Annotated in this window: 14 protein-coding genes, 1 tRNA gene and 1 other RNA gene; 1 reads left to right on the top strand and 15 read right to left on the bottom strand. The window is 65.1% G+C overall.

All coding sequences use genetic code 11. From position 1 onward, the window contains the following. Nucleotides 1-258: 258 nt before the first annotated feature. The 15 genes from Q0J54_RS08555 to hisD form a co-directional block, all read right to left on the bottom strand. Nucleotides 259-1,659 (bottom strand): glycosyltransferase family 9 protein, encoded by a 1,401-nt coding sequence (locus tag Q0J54_RS08555; RefSeq protein WP_296305050.1) that lies wholly within the window; start codon nt 1,657-1,659, stop codon nt 259-261. A 1-nt stretch (nt 1,660) separates the two neighbouring features. Further along, nucleotides 1,661-3,487 carry a glycosyltransferase gene (locus tag Q0J54_RS08550; RefSeq protein WP_367172235.1) on the bottom strand — a complete coding sequence of 609 codons (1,827 nt, stop codon included), beginning with the start codon at nt 3,485-3,487 and terminating at the stop codon, nt 1,661-1,663. Then, nucleotides 3,484-4,617, bottom strand: coding sequence for a FapA family protein (locus tag Q0J54_RS08545; RefSeq protein ID WP_296305049.1), 1,134 nt, complete (start codon nt 4,615-4,617; stop codon nt 3,484-3,486). The genes Q0J54_RS08550 and Q0J54_RS08545 overlap by 4 nt, the downstream gene beginning before the upstream one ends. A gap of 89 nt (nt 4,618-4,706) precedes the next feature. After that, nucleotides 4,707-5,060, bottom strand: coding sequence for an STAS domain-containing protein (locus tag Q0J54_RS08540; RefSeq protein ID WP_296305048.1), 354 nt, complete (start codon nt 5,058-5,060; stop codon nt 4,707-4,709). Nucleotides 5,061-5,068: 8 nt separating this feature from the next. Then, nucleotides 5,069-5,563 carry a D-aminoacyl-tRNA deacylase gene (gene dtd / locus Q0J54_RS08535; protein WP_296305047.1) on the bottom strand — a complete coding sequence of 165 codons (495 nt, stop codon included), beginning with the start codon at nt 5,561-5,563 and terminating at the stop codon, nt 5,069-5,071. Then, nucleotides 5,563-7,314, bottom strand: coding sequence for a long-chain fatty acid--CoA ligase (locus Q0J54_RS08530; protein ID WP_296305046.1), 1,752 nt, complete (start codon nt 7,312-7,314; stop codon nt 5,563-5,565). The genes dtd and Q0J54_RS08530 overlap by 1 nt, the downstream gene beginning before the upstream one ends. Further along, nucleotides 7,304-8,614, bottom strand: coding sequence for a 2-C-methyl-D-erythritol 4-phosphate cytidylyltransferase (gene ispD / locus Q0J54_RS08525; RefSeq protein WP_296305045.1), 1,311 nt, complete (start codon nt 8,612-8,614; stop codon nt 7,304-7,306). The genes Q0J54_RS08530 and ispD overlap by 11 nt, the downstream gene beginning before the upstream one ends. Nucleotides 8,615-8,638: 24 nt before the next feature. Then, nucleotides 8,639-8,993: RNase P RNA component class A (rnpB, locus tag Q0J54_RS08520), an RNA gene on the bottom strand. A gap of 102 nt (nt 8,994-9,095) precedes the next feature. Then, nucleotides 9,096-9,872: a C4-type zinc ribbon domain-containing protein gene (locus Q0J54_RS08515; RefSeq protein WP_296305044.1), complete on the bottom strand. Its 777-nt coding sequence runs from the start codon at nt 9,870-9,872 to the stop codon at nt 9,096-9,098. Between the two features lie 35 nt (nt 9,873-9,907). Then, entirely contained in the window at nt 9,908-10,699 is a 792-nt protein-coding gene (locus Q0J54_RS08510) for a Nif3-like dinuclear metal center hexameric protein (RefSeq protein ID WP_296305043.1), read from the bottom strand. 358 nt (nt 10,700-11,057) lie between these two features. Further along, nucleotides 11,058-11,149, bottom strand: a tRNA-Ser gene (locus Q0J54_RS08505). A gap of 174 nt (nt 11,150-11,323) precedes the next feature. Then, the gene (locus tag Q0J54_RS08500) at nt 11,324-11,536 is read right to left on the bottom strand and encodes a hypothetical protein (RefSeq protein WP_296305042.1); all 213 of its coding nucleotides are present in this window, start codon (nt 11,534-11,536) and stop codon (nt 11,324-11,326) included. 122 nt (nt 11,537-11,658) lie between these two features. Beyond that, the gene (locus Q0J54_RS08495; RefSeq protein ID WP_296305041.1) at nt 11,659-12,423 is read right to left on the bottom strand and encodes an enoyl-ACP reductase; all 765 of its coding nucleotides are present in this window, start codon (nt 12,421-12,423) and stop codon (nt 11,659-11,661) included. Nucleotides 12,424-12,504: 81 nt separating this feature from the next. Beyond that, nucleotides 12,505-13,401 carry a phosphoribosylaminoimidazolesuccinocarboxamide synthase gene (locus Q0J54_RS08490; RefSeq protein ID WP_296305040.1) on the bottom strand — a complete coding sequence of 299 codons (897 nt, stop codon included), beginning with the start codon at nt 13,399-13,401 and terminating at the stop codon, nt 12,505-12,507. Between the two features lie 9 nt (nt 13,402-13,410). After that, entirely contained in the window at nt 13,411-14,727 is a 1,317-nt protein-coding gene (gene hisD, locus Q0J54_RS08485) for a histidinol dehydrogenase (protein ID WP_296305039.1), read from the bottom strand. A gap of 182 nt (nt 14,728-14,909) precedes the next feature. On the opposite strand from hisD, the gene Q0J54_RS08480 reads away from it, so the two are divergent. After that, nucleotides 14,910-15,539: a nucleotide exchange factor GrpE gene (locus tag Q0J54_RS08480; protein ID WP_296305038.1), complete on the top strand. Its 630-nt coding sequence runs from the start codon at nt 14,910-14,912 to the stop codon at nt 15,537-15,539. The last annotated feature ends 9 nt before the right edge of the window (nt 15,540-15,548 follow it).

The raw sequence follows: 15,548 nt of genomic DNA, 5'->3' as shown, positions 1-15,548 counted from the left end.
AACTTCATGGCAACTCCTAAAACTTCGGGGGAAGATAATCCGGGGCCAGATCGGGGTAGATCTCGTCCGGCCATTTGTCGGAAAAGACATTCTTGAAGCAAAAATGACAGCGAAGAACGGGAGATCGCCGCGGAAAGCAACAAGAACGGGAGGAGAGAGAGAGAGAGACGAGAGATGAGGCGGCGGCTGCATTTCGTGGGCACGGCGATCCCCGTACGAAAAATGTTCGTCACCGAATCGCCCGCACATGCCCGCCGCCTAAAGCTGTTTCAATTGTGTAACGAGACCATGCAACCCGTGCAACAGGCGTTCCTGCTGATGGCGGTCGGTCTGGGCATTTTCCAGCCACATCTGGCAGAAGCCCGCCACCAGGCGCAGCAAGGGCGGATGATCGCGCCAGAAGTCGTGCGGCAGCGGAGTTCTGCCGGAAACATGGCGCGCGCAGGCCAGACAGATGGCGTGCAGCCCTCCCATGAGCCGGGAGACAGGCAGGGGAGATGCCGCAAGAGCCGCAAGGGCCGGCTCCAGCAACGGCAGGCGGGAGGGGGCATAGAGCGTCAGAAAGAAGGCCTGCCAGAAATCCTCAAGCGGCCCGCGCACACAGGCACGCCGCGCTCCCACCGGACGCAGCCGGTGCAATCCGAGATCGTCGCGCTCCGTGCGGAAGAGCTCCAGCCCGGCGGGCAGGGCGGGAGGCTCGAGCAGCAGCCCGTCGCCATGCCGCATGACGGCATCGGCCACCCGGGCCACGGCGGGCGCGGTGAACAAACCATGACAGGACAGTCTGCCGTGGTGGCACTGCCAGCAGCCCGTGCAGCTCATGGCCGCCCGCAACACCCACTGGCCCGGCGAACTGGGGCCTGTCTCCCGTGCGTGCACGGGCCCCAGGGAAAGATTGAGCACCGGCACGCCCAGCCAGCTGGCCAGATGCATGGGGCCGGTATCCGGCGTGATGCAGAGATCCAGCCGCCGCATGACGCCGACCAGCGCATCCAGCGGCAGTTTGCCGCACAGATCGGCCTGGGGCAGGCCGCTGAGCCGGGCGGTCTCCCTGCCAAGGGGCTTTTCCGCCTCGCCGCCCAGAAAAAGCGGCATATGCCCGCTGGCGGCAAGACGCCGGGCAAGACGGGCCCAGAAATGCGGCGAGGGATGCTTGGCGGCTTCGCTGGCCCCGAGCACGAGCCCCACACGTCCCGTGCCCGCCGGTCGGGGCAGGGGATGCCCGATGGCATGGATGTCGGCATCCGGCGCAAGGTCCAGCACGTTCAGATCCGACCAGTGAAAGGGATTGCCCCGGTTGTTCTGGGTGAGCGCCTGCCGGTAGAGCTGCCAGAAACCGTCGACCCGCAGGCTGCCGCTCTGTTCGGACAGGCCAAGACGGCGATCGGCCTGCATGCCGCCCAGTATGCGGGCCGAGGCGGGACGGGAGCTGAGATTGATGCCCAGATGGAAGGGCTGGGAGGCGGCAAGCGCCTCTCCCTGCGCGGCGGGAAAAAAGGTGACCGACGGCGCGATGGACAAAAGCGGCTGGAAAAAGGCGGGCTCCGCCACCACCCATACCGTGTGGCAGGGGGTATGCCGGTGCAGATACTGCAACAGGGGAAAGCTCAGGATCAGATCCCCGAGGCGATGCATCTGCAGGACAAGTGCGGTGGACATCTCAGCCCTGTCGCGGCGCGTCGGCGGTCGGGGTGGCGTAGATGCGGCGCATCTCGTCCAGCATGTCCTTGAGACGGTGCGCCCAGGTATGACAGCGCAGCACGCGGTCACGGCCCGCACGGGCCACGGCCTGCCGCTCTTCGGGATGGGCGAGATAGTGGCGCACGAGGTCGGGGATCTCCGCCTTATCCTGGTAGCAGACGATCTCGTGCGGTTCGAAAAGCGCCTCCATCTGCGGCCGCCAGTCGGTCAGCACAAAGGCTCCCGTGGCGGGCACGTCGAAGATGCGCTGATTGACGGCGCCCTTCATCTGTTTGCTCGTGCAGTTGAAATTGATGGCGGAGCAGGGGTAGAAGCGCGGCAGATCCGTATAATAGGTGATGGGATCCAGCAGACGCGGCTTGCGGGCATCATGCCTGAATTCGATGTTCCAGCCGCCGTCCCCCACGATGAGGGGCGAAAAGGGCAGCAGCTCGCGCACGCAGCCGTTGCGGTACAGGCGTGTGGCCTGCCAGGTCAGCGCGGTCTCATAGGCAAGGCGGGCCTCATTGTCCGGCAGGGCCATATAGTGCGCGTAAACGTCGGGCAGGTCCTCCCGCAGAAAATCGGCGACGGAACGCGTGTCGCTGGCCATGAAGGCGGCGGCGCAGCGGTAGAAGGGCAGCAGCAGCGCACGCGGAAAGCGCCCCTTCTTGAGGCGCATCCCCACCTTGTAGATCATGGAATTGCCCACGAAGGAAACGTCGCTGCGCCATTCGGCCGGAGCGCCGCCTCCCGCCCGCGGGCAAAAGCGCTGTGGGTCCGTGCCCAGCGGCAGATAGGCGACGTGCTGGAAGCCAACGCTCCGCAGGCTCTCCACATTATCGGCATCCCAGGTGAACAGGGCCGTCCACGGGCTGACGCAGCGGCTGTACAGATGGATGATGAGGTGGGGATTGTCCACGAACCAGGAGGCCAGCGGCAGCTCAAGCCGGGCCAGCAGGTCCATGAGGACCCCCTCCACATCCACGCCCATGTGATTGAGGGTGATGCAGCAGTCCGGCCGGAAGGTCAGCACGGCATGCAGGAGCTTCTGTACGAAATCGGCGCGCGCGAGGGTCTCGTCCTCGATCTGGAGCAGCTCATACGCGATCCCCAGCGCCTTGCAGGCGCCGATGATCTCGCCTATGAGAAAATACTTGCTGGCCAGCAACAGCACGCGCGGCGTCTTGCCGCGAAAACGGGGCTGGCGGGCGCGCCCCCAGAAGTCAAAATGCTCGCTGGCCGCGAGCTGCTCCCGCAGATAGCCGTAATAGGCACGATCAAGACGCTGGTAGAAGGGAAGGGCGACAGGCAGGAACCGCGTCCCCTGATGCGCGGCCTGCCAGCGGGAAAGCGCCCGCAGAGCCTCTTGAGGATCGGTGGCGCAGACAACGGACACCCGCTCCCTCTCCGCCGGATCGAGCGCCGCCAGCACGCCGGTCGCCTGCTGGATGGCGGTCTCCTTTTCCACGACGGCCACCGGCCCGGAAGTACGCTCCAGCAGGGCCCGCAGGGCATGCCCCATGCCGCAGCCAAGCAGCACGGGCAGGCCATCAAGCGAAACCGTCTTTGTCGCGGACGCCGCACCGGCCAGAAGCGGGCGCAGGGCATCCAGCTCCCGTCGCGCGCCGCCGGAACCCAGCATGGTCAGGCTGCGCCCGGCAAGCTCCACGCGGATATCGACCGGGCGGCCGTCTTCCGTGACGGCCTCGACCCGCAGCGACGCCGCGGGAGCGTCAGCCGCCGTGCCCGGGGCAGACTCGGCCGGACGGGAAGAAGCCGCGGGGATATCCCTGCGCGTCTTCACTGGAGATCGTCCCTGTTGTTGGGCACGACGATGATGTCGTCCTCCGACAGCATGAAGGTGACGTTCTGATACATGCGCTCCACCTGCATGAAGGTACGCCCGATGGAGATCTCCACGCCGGGATAGACCGTGCCCGGCACGATGAGGCGACAGGTGGCCATGCTTGTTTCGTCGCGGCTGAGCTTCTTCCAGAGGGATTCCCGCTGCTCGATGAGCTGGGCGCGCTGCTTTTCCGTGCGTACCAGCTTGCGGCTGGCCTCGGTGGCGTCGGGCGGCAGATGGCCGGCCACGGCCTTGAGATGCACCAGCGCCTGTGAAAGGGCGGAGATGGTGGCGTCCAGCTCTTCCAGCTCCCGGATGTTTTCCGGGTCATAGCCCAGAAAGATACGCGTATTCACCCCGGCCTTGTTGCCGAGCTGCTTGCCCACAAAAACGCTGCCGTAGGCATTGGCCGTGGTGCCGTACAGGCTTTCCCGCACCACGAGGTTGCCGCCCACATAGGCGGTGCAGTAGAGGCAGTATTTTTCCGTGATCACATGGCTGCGCGAACGCACTTCCACCTTTTCCAGGAAGGGGCTGAGGATCTTGCCCCGGGCTTCCAGCACGCAGTGCTGTCCGGTACCGCCGCGCGCGCCTACGTCAATGACCAGATCCTGACGGGCATCGACGCTGCCGCCTTCCACCATGCCCATGATGCGAACATTGTTGGCGTGCACGCTGAAACCGGCCCGGACAGAGCCGTGCACGCACATATCTCCCACAAAGTGGATGTTGCCCGTCTGGAAGCTCACGTCCTGCCGGACATTGAGCAGATGCTTCACGGTGATGCGGCCTTCGCTGTAGAAGACATAGCCGTTGACGGCGGCAAGGATATATTGCGGGTGGGCGGGATCCACCACGGTGTTGAAGCCCAGCGGCGGCTCGGCGCTTTCCAGGATGAAGCGGGGGTCCGGGTCGGGACCGGCTTCGCTCAGGGGGACGACCTCGGCCAGCACCTGCCCCTTGATGACGTTTTGCACATAGCCAAGGTTGTAGAGATTGCTGCCGCTGGCCTCCGCGACTTCACTGCACGGCTTGAGATTCAGATGATGCAAGTCAGGATTGAAAAAGTGCTTCAGGTAAAATGACACGGCTCTCTCCCTTCCTTTCTGCCTGTCACAGGATATCGTCTGCCCCCAGGCCACGGCAGGACGGCTCATGCGGGGGAGGTGCGCGCCACTTATTCGAGCACGTCGGGAAGATGTCCCTCAAGCTCGTGTTCGCTGGTGAATGCGGGGAAAAATCCTTCAATCTCCACATCCCGGAGGAGTTTTTGCACCGCCTCGGAGGGGGACAGCAGGATAAGACGCCGCCCATGACTCAGCCCCAGCGTATCCGCGCAGACGAGCGCGCCGAGACCGGAGCTGTCCACATCTTCCACGCTGCTCAGATCGATGGCGATCTGGGATATCCCCGGAGCAAGCAGGAGCTTTTCCAGCTCTCCCCGCAGCGTGATGGCATCCTGGAGGAGCAGCGTGCCGTGATACCGTACGACCGTCGTTTTTTTGTGCTGTTCGATGTCCAGCGTGAACATGTCGCCTCCTATGCTTTTGCAGGCGGGGAAAAGAGCTCCGCAGCGTCCAGCCAGAGCGTCACCGGCCCCCAGTTGCAGAGCGAAATCCGCATATCAGCCCCAAATAATCCTGAGTATACGCCACCTTGCATCATGCCGTCAACTCGACGGACAAAGGCCTCGAAAAGCGCGCGCGCCGTGTCTGGCGGCGCGGCCGCGGTAAAGTCGGGCCGGCGGCCGCGACGGCAGTCGGCGTACAGGGTGAATTGCGGGATCAGCAGGATGCCGCCGCCCGCCTCGCGGACCGTGCGATGCATCTTGTGCGCGTACTCGCCCTCGCCGGGAAAGATGCGCAGCTCCACCAGCTTGCGGGCCATGCCGCCGAAGGCGTCGCTTGCGGCAAGCTCCGGGCCGTCCTCGCGTCCGAAGCCCACCAGCACCACAAGCCCCTTGCCGATGCGCGCAAGGGTCGTGCCGTCCACGGCCACAGCGCCTTCCAGCACCCGCTGTACGCACAGACGCATCAGGCCCCTCCTTCGCCGTCCGGCGTCGGGGAGCCGTCTTGCCCGCCGTGCCGCCGGGCCCGGGCGGCCGCCCGGGCTTCCTCCTCGTCCCGGAGCGTGCGGCGCAGGACCTTGCCGATGGCCGATCTGGGCAGCTCCGTACGGAATTCCACATGGCGCGGGACCTTGTATCCGGCCAGCTTGCTGCGACACCAGGCGATGATGGTCCCCTTGTCCAGCGGGCGCTCCGCCCCGGGACGGGGCACGACATAGCATTTGAGCACCTCGCCGCGCAGAGGATCCCGCAGGCCCACGCAGACGGCCTCCTCCACGTCCTCGTGCTCCATGATGACTTCTTCCACCTCGCGCGGATAGACGTTGAAGCCGCCCACGAGCACGAGATCCTTCTTGCGGTCCACGATGTAGAAGAAGCCCTCTTCATCCATGCAGGCCAGATCGCCCGTACGCAGCCAGCCGTCCTGCAGGGTCGCCGCCGTCTCTTCAGGGCGGTTCCAGTAGCCGTGCATGACCTGCGGCCCGCGAATGAGCAGCTCGCCCACGGTGTGCGGGGGCAGCGGCTCCATGCCGCCCGGCTCCACGATCATGGCATCGGTGCCGGGCATGGGCATGCCGATGGAGCCCTCCTTCTGCTGTTCGGGCAGCAGAGGATTAAGGTGCGTGACGGGCGAAGCCTCGGTGAGGCCGTACCCTTCCAGCAGGGAGGCGCCGGTCAGTTCATGGAACTGCCGCCGCAGCTCGCGGGAAAGCGGCGCCGAGCCGGAAATGCAGAGCTTGACGCTCTTGAGGTCGAACTGGGTCAGATTTTTCTGCTGAAGAAGCGAGGCGTAGACCGAAGGCGCACCGGGGAAGATGGTGGGACGATGCCGGTTGATGAGGTGCAGCACATCCTGTGGCACATAGCGCGGCAGAGGCAGCGAAGTGGCGGCCAGCATGGCGGGCAGGGTGATGCCGAGACACAGCCCGTAAACATGGAAAAAGGGCAGCAGCCCCACGATGCTGTGGCGCTCGTGGCGCAGATCGCGGATGACTTCCAGCACTTGCAGGGCATTGGAGCCAAGGTTGCCGTGGGTCAGGGGCACGCCCTTGGGCAGGCCGGTGGTGCCGCCGGTGTACTGGAGCAGGGCCGCCGTCTCAGGCGGGTCGGCGATATTGGCCACATAGGCCTCGCTGCCACGTGCGAGCGCCTTCCAGGGCAGCACGTCGTCGGCATAGGGGATGCGGGGGGCGTGCCGGTCGCGCAGCGCCTTCAGCCGGTACAGCAGATCGAGCGGAAAGGAAAGCGCGTCCGCCACGCCGGTGGTGATGTAGGTCTCGACCGGCAGGCGGTCGCGCAGCGAGGCGATGCGCGGCCAGAGCAGATCCAGCAGCACCATGTGGCGGGGCCGGGCATCGTTGAGGATGGTGAGCAGCTCCGATTCCATGTAGAGCGGATTGAGCATGACCACCACGCCGCCAGCCTTGAGGATGGCCCAGAAAAGGACGATGGTCTGCGGCAGATTGGGCAGCATGACCGCCACGCGCTCGCCGTCCCCGCCCCCCAGTTCCCGCAGCCGGCCCGCCATGCGCTCGGCCTGTCGCTTGAGCTGACGGTAGCTCATGCGCGTGTTCTGGAAACGCAGAGCCATCCTGTCGGGATAGCGGCGCGCCGCCTCGTCCAGAAAATGGAAGATGGGCTTGCCGTAAACCGGGATGTCGGTGCTGATGCCGTCCTCGTAATGGGCCAGCCACGGACGGGAAGGATCAACAGACATGGGCATCTCCTGCATCGTCGGCCACGGGAGGACGGAAAAGGGCGCTGACCACGGCATAGGCCTTTATGCCCTCCTCGCGGCCGGTGAACCCCAGGCGCTCCTCGGTGGTGGCCTTGACGTTGACCGCCTCGGGCGGCAATCGCAGCAGGCGCGCCACATTGGCGCGGATGGCCTCCTTGTGGGCTGCCAGCCGGGGTCTCTGGGCCACGATGGTCATGTCCGCATGACAGGGACGGACCCCGGCACGCCTGACGCGTGTCAGCACCTGATCAAGCAGAACGGCCGAGGAAATATTGTCGAAACGCTCGTCGGCATCGGGAAAATGCTCGCCGATGTCACCAAGGCAGGCGCAGCCCAGCAGGGCATCGCACAGGGCATGCAGCAGCACGTCCCCGTCGGAATGAGCCAGCACGGCCGGGGCCTTGTCGATGGCCACGCCGCCCAGCTTCATGGGGCGGGCCTTGGGAGCCGCGGGGTCGGGGGCATATCGGTGCACGTCGTAGCCCATGCCCGTCCTGGGCTGAAGAAAGGGCGGCGGACTGAGAAGGGCCATATCTTCCACCGTGGTGATCTTGCAGTTTGTCTTTTCCCCGGGCACGACACGCACCGTGTGGCCCGCGCCCTCCATGAGCATGGCATCATCCGTCACCGGCCGCGCCCTGCCGCCGGCGAGCTCCGCCACACGGGCGGCATGCGCGGCTTCCAGCGCCGCCCGGACAAAACCCTGCGGCGTCTGTACGGCGGCGAGCTGATGCCGCGGGAGGGTGGAGAGCACCCTGTCCCCTTCCACCATCTTGATGGTGTCGGTCACCGGCAGGGCGGGGATGACCGCCTCGGCGCCCTCCGCAAGGGAGGCGCGCACCGCCCGCACGAGCCGGGCGCTCACAAAGGGACGGGCAGCATCATGGATGAGCAGATGGCGTACCGTTGCCGGCAGGGCGGCCAGGCCATTACGCACGGAATCATCCCGTTCGACGCCGCCGCCCACGGCCTTCCAGGGCAGGCCGAGGGGATGACGGACATCCAGCGCGCGGACTTCGGCCTCGCACCGGGCAAGCGCATCGGGCGGGAAGACGAAAACGATGCCGGCCACGACGCCGCTGCGACTGAAGGTGAGGGCGCTGTGCCAGTAGAGGGGGGCATTCTTCCAAAGCAGGAACTGCTTGGATGTGCCGCCGGTGGCGGCGGCCATGCGCGAACCACGCCCCGCCGCCAGCAGCAGTGCCCACGGATGCGGGCCGTCCGCGGACGAGGGGGCGTCCTTCTGTTCCCAAAGCTGTTCAGCGTGTTCGGCGTTCATGGCGTTTCCGGCAAAGTTCACGCAAACGGGAGCCGGCCTGTAAGCCGGGTTCTGTCATGCGGTCGCATGAGGCCACCATTCCTCTAGGAGTGCGGTTGCCCGCACCCTCAAGCAACCTACCCGGAAGGATTGGCCGGGCCAGCCTCCTTCCCTATTTGGTCTTGCTCCAGACGGGGTATGCCGAGCATGCCGCGTCGCCGCGGCATCTGGTAGGCTCTTACCCTACCGTTTCACCCTTACCCTCCCGCAAGGGGAGGGCGGTTTGCTTTCTGTGGCGCTGTCCGAAGGTCGCCCTTCCTGGGGGTTACCCAGCGTCCTGCCCTGTGGAGCCCGGACTTTCCTCCCCGAATCGCTTCGCGGCGGTGGCCCGTCCGACTCCCGTTTGCCTGAAATGTCCGACGGCGACCGGCTGCCGTCACTCGCACTCCTGCCGCGGGCGGGCAGCCTCCGCGCATCGTGCGGGCGGCTGCCGGCCGGCCGCCTAGTCCACCAGCGTCTTCGGCGTTTCGGGGATGCCCGGCGTCACCGGGAAATCGAAATGCTCATTCCAGAAAATGAGACGCTGGCAATTGGGGCAACTCAGTATCTGCTGCCCGCGTTGCAGTTCGATGTAGGCCTGGGGCGGCACGGCGATATGGCAGCCCGTGCAGATGCCTTCCTTGACGGCCACGATGACCGGATGCTCGAGGCGCTTGCGGATGAATTCGTAGCGGACGAACACCGGATGCGGGATGGCGCTGCTGGCGGCCTCCCGCTTCTGCTCCAGCTCGGCCAGACGGGCACGGGACGCGGCAAGCTTTTCTTCCAGACTGTCGCGGCGCACTTCCAGCTCGGCCTGCAGGCCCGTGTGGGTCAGGTCGATCTGCGCCAGCTTCTCATTCTGGAGCTGGAGCTCTTCCATAAGGGCCATCTTTTCCTCTTCGCGGGAGCGGATGACCTTTTCGATGCTGTCCATTTCCCGCATCATGGCATGATGCTCGCGCTGGTTCTCCACCTGCATGAGCTTGTTCTTGCTCTTCTTGATGCGGGCGGAATCGTCCTCGATCTCAAAATCAAGACGCTTCTGCTGCTCCTGAAGGTGATCCAGCTTTTCCAGGATCCGTTCCCGCTGGGCATTGCTGGCATCAAAGCGCTGCTGCAGTTCTTCCAGCTCGCGCGGGGCACGCTCCAGCTCCTGCCGGACGGCAAAGATGGCGTCATCTATTTTCTGCAGCTCCACGAGCTGGCGGATCTGATCAAGATAAACGGCGGTACTCATATTTTCCTCCCAGAAGACATACCCATGCCGTGCCGTCAGGCCGTCCACGGCCGCAGCGGCGACAGCGAGGGGACAAAAAAGACATTGACGCCCGGCAGCAGATGCTGCAACAGCGCGCACATGCGGCGCATCATCTCTTCCTCGAGGCTGTGGTGTCCCACATCCGCCGTGCAGATCTCGGCCTCCAGCGCCGTATGGTACTTCACATCGCCGGTGATGAAAAATTCCACGCCGCAGCGCGCGGCATCGTCCAGCAGGGAAGAGCCGGACCCCGTACAGTAGCCGATGCGCCGCACCCGCTCCGGCAGCGGCCCGCAGAGGGTGGCCGTGGAAAGATCCAGCCAGCGGCCGAGCCGCTCCAGGATGGCTGCCGGCGACAACGGCGCGGGCAGATCGCCGGCCAGGCCGAAGCCCAGCGGCAGGCCGGCGCCTTCCGGGGCCGGGGCTGGCGGCTCGATGTAGGCGCGGGCGGTGAGGCCCAGCTCATCGGCGACCCAGGCGGCCGGGCCGGCGCTGTTGACGTCCAGCGAGGTATGGCAGGCATACAGCGGCACGTCCGCGCCCAGCAGGAGCCGCAACACCTCATGGTAGGCGTCCAGACGACGCGGCAGGCGCGGCTTGAGCAGCAGGGGATGATGACTCAGCAGGCACTGCGCGCCCTTTTCCAGCGCCGCCGCCACGGATGCCGGCGTGGGATCGAGACACACGGCAAGTTGCGCCGCCTCCGTACGGCGGGCAGCTACCTGCATGCCGGAACAATCCCAGGACGCCTGCGTGGCGGGATCGGCAATTTTTTCAATGGTTGCAATTATTTCAGTAAGTTGCATGACATTCCCACCAAATAGAAAGGCACTTTTTCCAGAAAGGGAAAAGTGCCTCATGCAGTGCTGAATGCGTCTGTCCCCACCGTCCTGACAGGAACCGTTGCCCAGTCTTGCTTGCACACAAGCAGAGGATGGCATCCATTTCACCATGCTGCCTTAACAACCGCACATTGTCAAGGCGTACCTGCACGTTCGCCAGATCTGCCGGGCAGGGGCGACGCCAGGTCGCGAAAAGAGCGCCTGAGCTTCTGGAAGGGGGCCTGCCGCCCCGGAGGCAAGCTTTCCCGGCCGGCGGAAACCCGACCACTGACGGCCCCAAAAAGAAAAACCCGTTGATTTCTCAACGGGCTTACTTTCTTGCTGGCGGAGAGGGAGAGATTCGAACTCTCGGTACGCTTTTAACGTACACACGATTTCCAATCGTGCTCCTTCGACCAGCTCGGACACCTCTCCGCGCTCAAAGCCAGATATATATATCCCCCCTTTCCGGGGAAGGCAAGCAAAAAATGCACAGAAACAAAATTTTTTTTGCACCCGGTGGCAGGGCGGTCCGCCCCAGCGCAGACGGAAGCGGGCAGGGCAGGAGCGCGCTGCCGCCAGCGTGACGGACAGACCCGCTCAGGCCGCTCAGGGCTTTTGCTCCCTGCGGGCCTGGCAGGCGGCCGCAGGGGAGGGCGGCGCAGCCGTTTCCGCAGGGGCGGCCGTCTGCCCATGCTCTTCTTCCTTTTCTTCCTTTGCCTCAAGGCGGCGTGCCGCATGCCGCAGGTAGAGGAGAAAGGCAAGGGCCGCGCAGACGATGCCCACCAGATTGACCAGACCGAGCAGGGAGAAGCTACTCATCGGATGTCCTCGCCATGACAGGGGAAAAAAGCGTGCTCCATACGCAGACAGGGCCGCCATATGCGGCCCTGCCCGGAATCGTCATACCAGCGCCCTGGAACGGCGCTCTGATGGACAGGCAGTTAGATGCCCATCTGACTGAAGCCGCTGTCGGCATAGATGACGCTGCCGGTCACCCCGCGCCCCAGATCCGAGGCCAGGAAGGTGGCGAGGCCGCCCACATCATGCGTGGTGACGTTGCGGCGCAGGGGCGAGCTTTCCTCCACGCGGGTAAAGATGTTCTTGAGGCCGGACACCGCGGAGGCGGCCAGCGTCTTGATGGGGCCGGCACTGATGGCGTTGACGCGCACGCCCTTCTCGCCGAGTTCGTAGGACAGATAGCGCACGGAGGCTTCCAGCGCCGCCTTGGCAACGCCCATGACGTTGTAGCCGGGGATGACCTTGGTGGAGCCGTGATAGGTCATGGTGATGACGGAAGAGCCCTCGTGCAGCAGCGGTTCGAAGGCGCGGCAGATGCCGGTCAGCGAGTAGGCGGAGATGTCCAGGGCCAGATGGAAGCCCGCACGCGAGGTATCCAGGAAGCGGCCCGTCAGATCTTCACGATTGGCGAAGGCGATGGAATGGACGAGGATGTCCACCTCGCCCCATTTTTCCTTGACCAGATCGGCGGCGGCGGCAATCTGGGCGTCGTCGCCCACGTCACACTGGAAGGTGAATTCGCCGCCCAGTTCTTCGCTGAGCGGTTCCACGCGTTTCTTGATGGCGTCTCCCACATAGTTGAAGGCCAGGCGCGCTCCCTGCTCCTTGAAGCAGGAGGCAATACCGTAGGCAATGCTCTTGTTGTTGGCCAGACCGAGGATGAGGGCTTTTTTGCCTTGCAGCAGCATGGTGATTCTCCTTGCGGCCGGAAATTCCGGCATGTCATTCGTTGGATCGCCGGGACATGCGCCCGGCATTCCCGACCGTCCCTAGATGCGGAAGGATTTTCCGGTCAGGATCTCATAGGCTTCCCGGTAGCGGGCCGCCGTATTGTCGATGATCTCCTGGGGCAGGGTCGGCGCGGGCGGCTGCATGTTCCACGGCTGCTGCTTGAGCCAGTCGCGCAGATACTGCTTGTCGAAGCTGGGCTGCCCCTGACCGGGGACATACTTGTCCGCAGGCCAGAAACGGGAGGAATCCGGGGTCAGCACCTCGTCGATGATATGCAGCGTGCCGTTGATGAAGCCGAACTCGAACTTGGTGTCGGCCACGATGATCCCCTTGCCGGCGGCATAGGCGCGCCCGGCTTCGTAGATGCGCAGGGAGACGTTCTGCGCCTGTTCGGCCACGGCGTCGCCGAGGAGGGCGGCGGCGCGGGCCACGCTGATGTTCTCGTCATGCTCGCCCAGTTCAGCCTTGGTGGACGGAGTGAAGATGGCCGGCTCCAGCTTGTCGGATTCGCGCAGGCCGGCGGGCAGGTCGTAGCCGCACAGCTTGCCGGTCGCCTGATAGTCCTTCCAGCCGGATCCGCTCAGATAGCCGCGCACGATGCACTCCACGGGCAGGGGACGGGCCTTGCGCACGAGCACCGCGCGCCCCTCCAGCTCGTCCGCCCACGGGGCGAGGCTGGCGGGAAAGCGGCTGACGTCGCTCTCCACCAGATGGTTGGGAATGATGTCCTGGAATTTATCCATCCAGAACAAGGTGATCTGATTGAGGATAACGCCCTTGTACGGGATGGGTTCCCCCATGATGACGTCATAGGCCGACATGCGGTCGGTGGTCACAATGAGCAGGGTGTCCTCGTCCACGTCGTAAATGTCCCGCACCTTGCCGCGCGAGCGCAGGGGGCAGGCGGTGATGTTGGTCTTGGTGACGATGCGCATGACAGCTCCTTAGGCGCGCGGCGACTTCTGGCCGCGAATTTCGGCGGAACGGGCGTGAGCCTCCAGCCCTTCCATGCGGGCCAGGGCGGCGATGGCCTCCCGGCTGTCCTGAAGGAAGGCGGCGGACGTCGCCACGATGCTGGTTTTCTTGCAAAATGTCTGGACGGAAAGGGCGGAGGAAAAGCGCGCCGTGCCCAGCGTGGGCAGCACATGGTTGGGCCCGGCAAAATAGTCGCCCACCGGTTCCGGGCAGTGATGCCCCATGAAGATGGCTCCGGCGTGGCGGATGCCCGGCAGCAGGGCCCAGGGATCGCGCACGCACAGTTCCAGATGTTCCGGGGCGATCATGTTGGCCACGGCCACGGCCACGTCCATGTTCGGCACAGTGATGACGGCGCCCCAGTCCAGCAGGGATTTGGCGGCCGTCTGGGCCTTGGGCAGGGAGGCGCACTGACTGTCCAGCTCCTCGCGGATACGTTCACCCAGCTGGACGTCCGTAGTGATGCAGAGAGCCGCGGCAAGAGGATCGTGCTCCGCCTGGGAAAGCATATCCGCCGCCACCCAGTCCGGCCGGGCGGAGCTGTCCGCAAGGATGAGCACCTCGCTCGGGCCGGCGATCATGTCGATGCCCACGATGCCCTGCACGAGCCGCTTGGCCGTCGCCACATAGATGTTGCCCGGTCCGGCGATGACGTCCACGGCGGGCAGGCTCGGCGTGCCGTAAGCCAGGGCGGCGATGGCCCAGGCGCTGCCGACCCGGTAGACTTCGTCGATATCCAGCAGATGCGCCGCGGCCAGGATGGCGGGATCGATGCTGCCGTCGGCGCGTGGCGGCGTACAGACGGCGATGCGCCGCACCCCGGCCACCTGGGCGGGGATGGCGTTCATAAGCAGGCTGGAAATGAGCGGCGTGCTCCCGCCCTGCCCGCCGGGCACATACAGGCCCACGCTGTCCACCGGCAGGACGCGCTGTCCGAGGATGCTGCCGTCCGGCAGCGTCTCGAACCAGGATCGCTCCCGCTGCGCCTCATGGAAGCGCCGGATGTTGCGGGCGGCGTCTCCGATATGTTCACGCTGCTCGGGCGCAACGGAAGCCGCGCTGCGGGCGATCTCCAGTTCAGTCAGGCGCATGGGCGGCTCGAAGGCCGCGCAGTCAAAGCGCCGGGTGTAGTCCAGCAGAGCCTCGTCGCCACGGGCACGCACATCATCCAGGATGGCCCGCACGGCGCTTTCCACGTTGTCGCCGGGGTTGCGTCGCTCTTCGAGCCATCTGGCGGCCTTGGGCCAGTCGTGCGCCGTCTGGAGGGAAATGCTGCGGCATGTCATAGGGCTTCCTCCCGTTGAAAGCGTCCCAGCATAGCCGAGGTTTTACGGAATGTCGAGGCGGGAAAAGCCCGCTCCGCTCTTGACAGCGGCACAGGCTGAACTTACCCCTTAATGTCAGAATTCATTGCCAAGCTTTCTCTGCCTCGCGCATTGCGGCGGGCTGGCTGGTTTCGGGAGGATATATGCACCATCACAAAGTCCATGATACCTACAAGAAGGCGGCGGAAGCGGCGGAGATGGAAGCCGCGGCAGCCGCTGCCGCTGCGGAAGCCGCGGCGGCCGGGAATGCCGAAGCCGATGCCGCCGCAGCCGCGGGTGACGCCGGGCAGACAGCGCCGGAAGACCTTGCCCGCGCCTGTCGCGAGCAGATCTGCCCCTCGTGCGAGGAAAAAAAGGCGGCGGACGACATGCGCCTGCGCGCGGCCGCTGAAATGGAAAATTTCAAGAAGCGCCTTTCCCGCGAACATGAGGAACAGATCCGCTATGCGGCGGAAAAGATCCTGCGCGACATGCTGCCGGGGCTGGACAATCTGGAACTTGCCCTGCAATACGGCAGCCGCGACGCCGCCTGTCAGGACATGCTGACGGGCGTGGCCATGACCCGCAAGCTCATGTTGGAAGCCATGGCACGGCACGGCCTCGTGCCGGTGGGGGAGGAAGGCGAGGACTTCACCCCGGAACTCCATGAGGCCGTCGGCTTTGATGACTGCCCCACGGTGGGCCCGGGCTGCGTCTCGCGCGTGTTGCAGCGCGGCTACAAGCTGGGCGACCGCCTGCTGCGCCCGGCCAAGGTGATGATCAATCAGGGCTGATCGCGGACG

Origin of the sequence: uncultured Desulfovibrio sp., from assembly GCF_944324935.1 — a bacterium.
Lineage (GTDB): Bacteria > Desulfobacterota > Desulfovibrionia > Desulfovibrionales > Desulfovibrionaceae > Desulfovibrio.
This window is presented reverse-complemented; position numbering and strand designations above follow the sequence as displayed.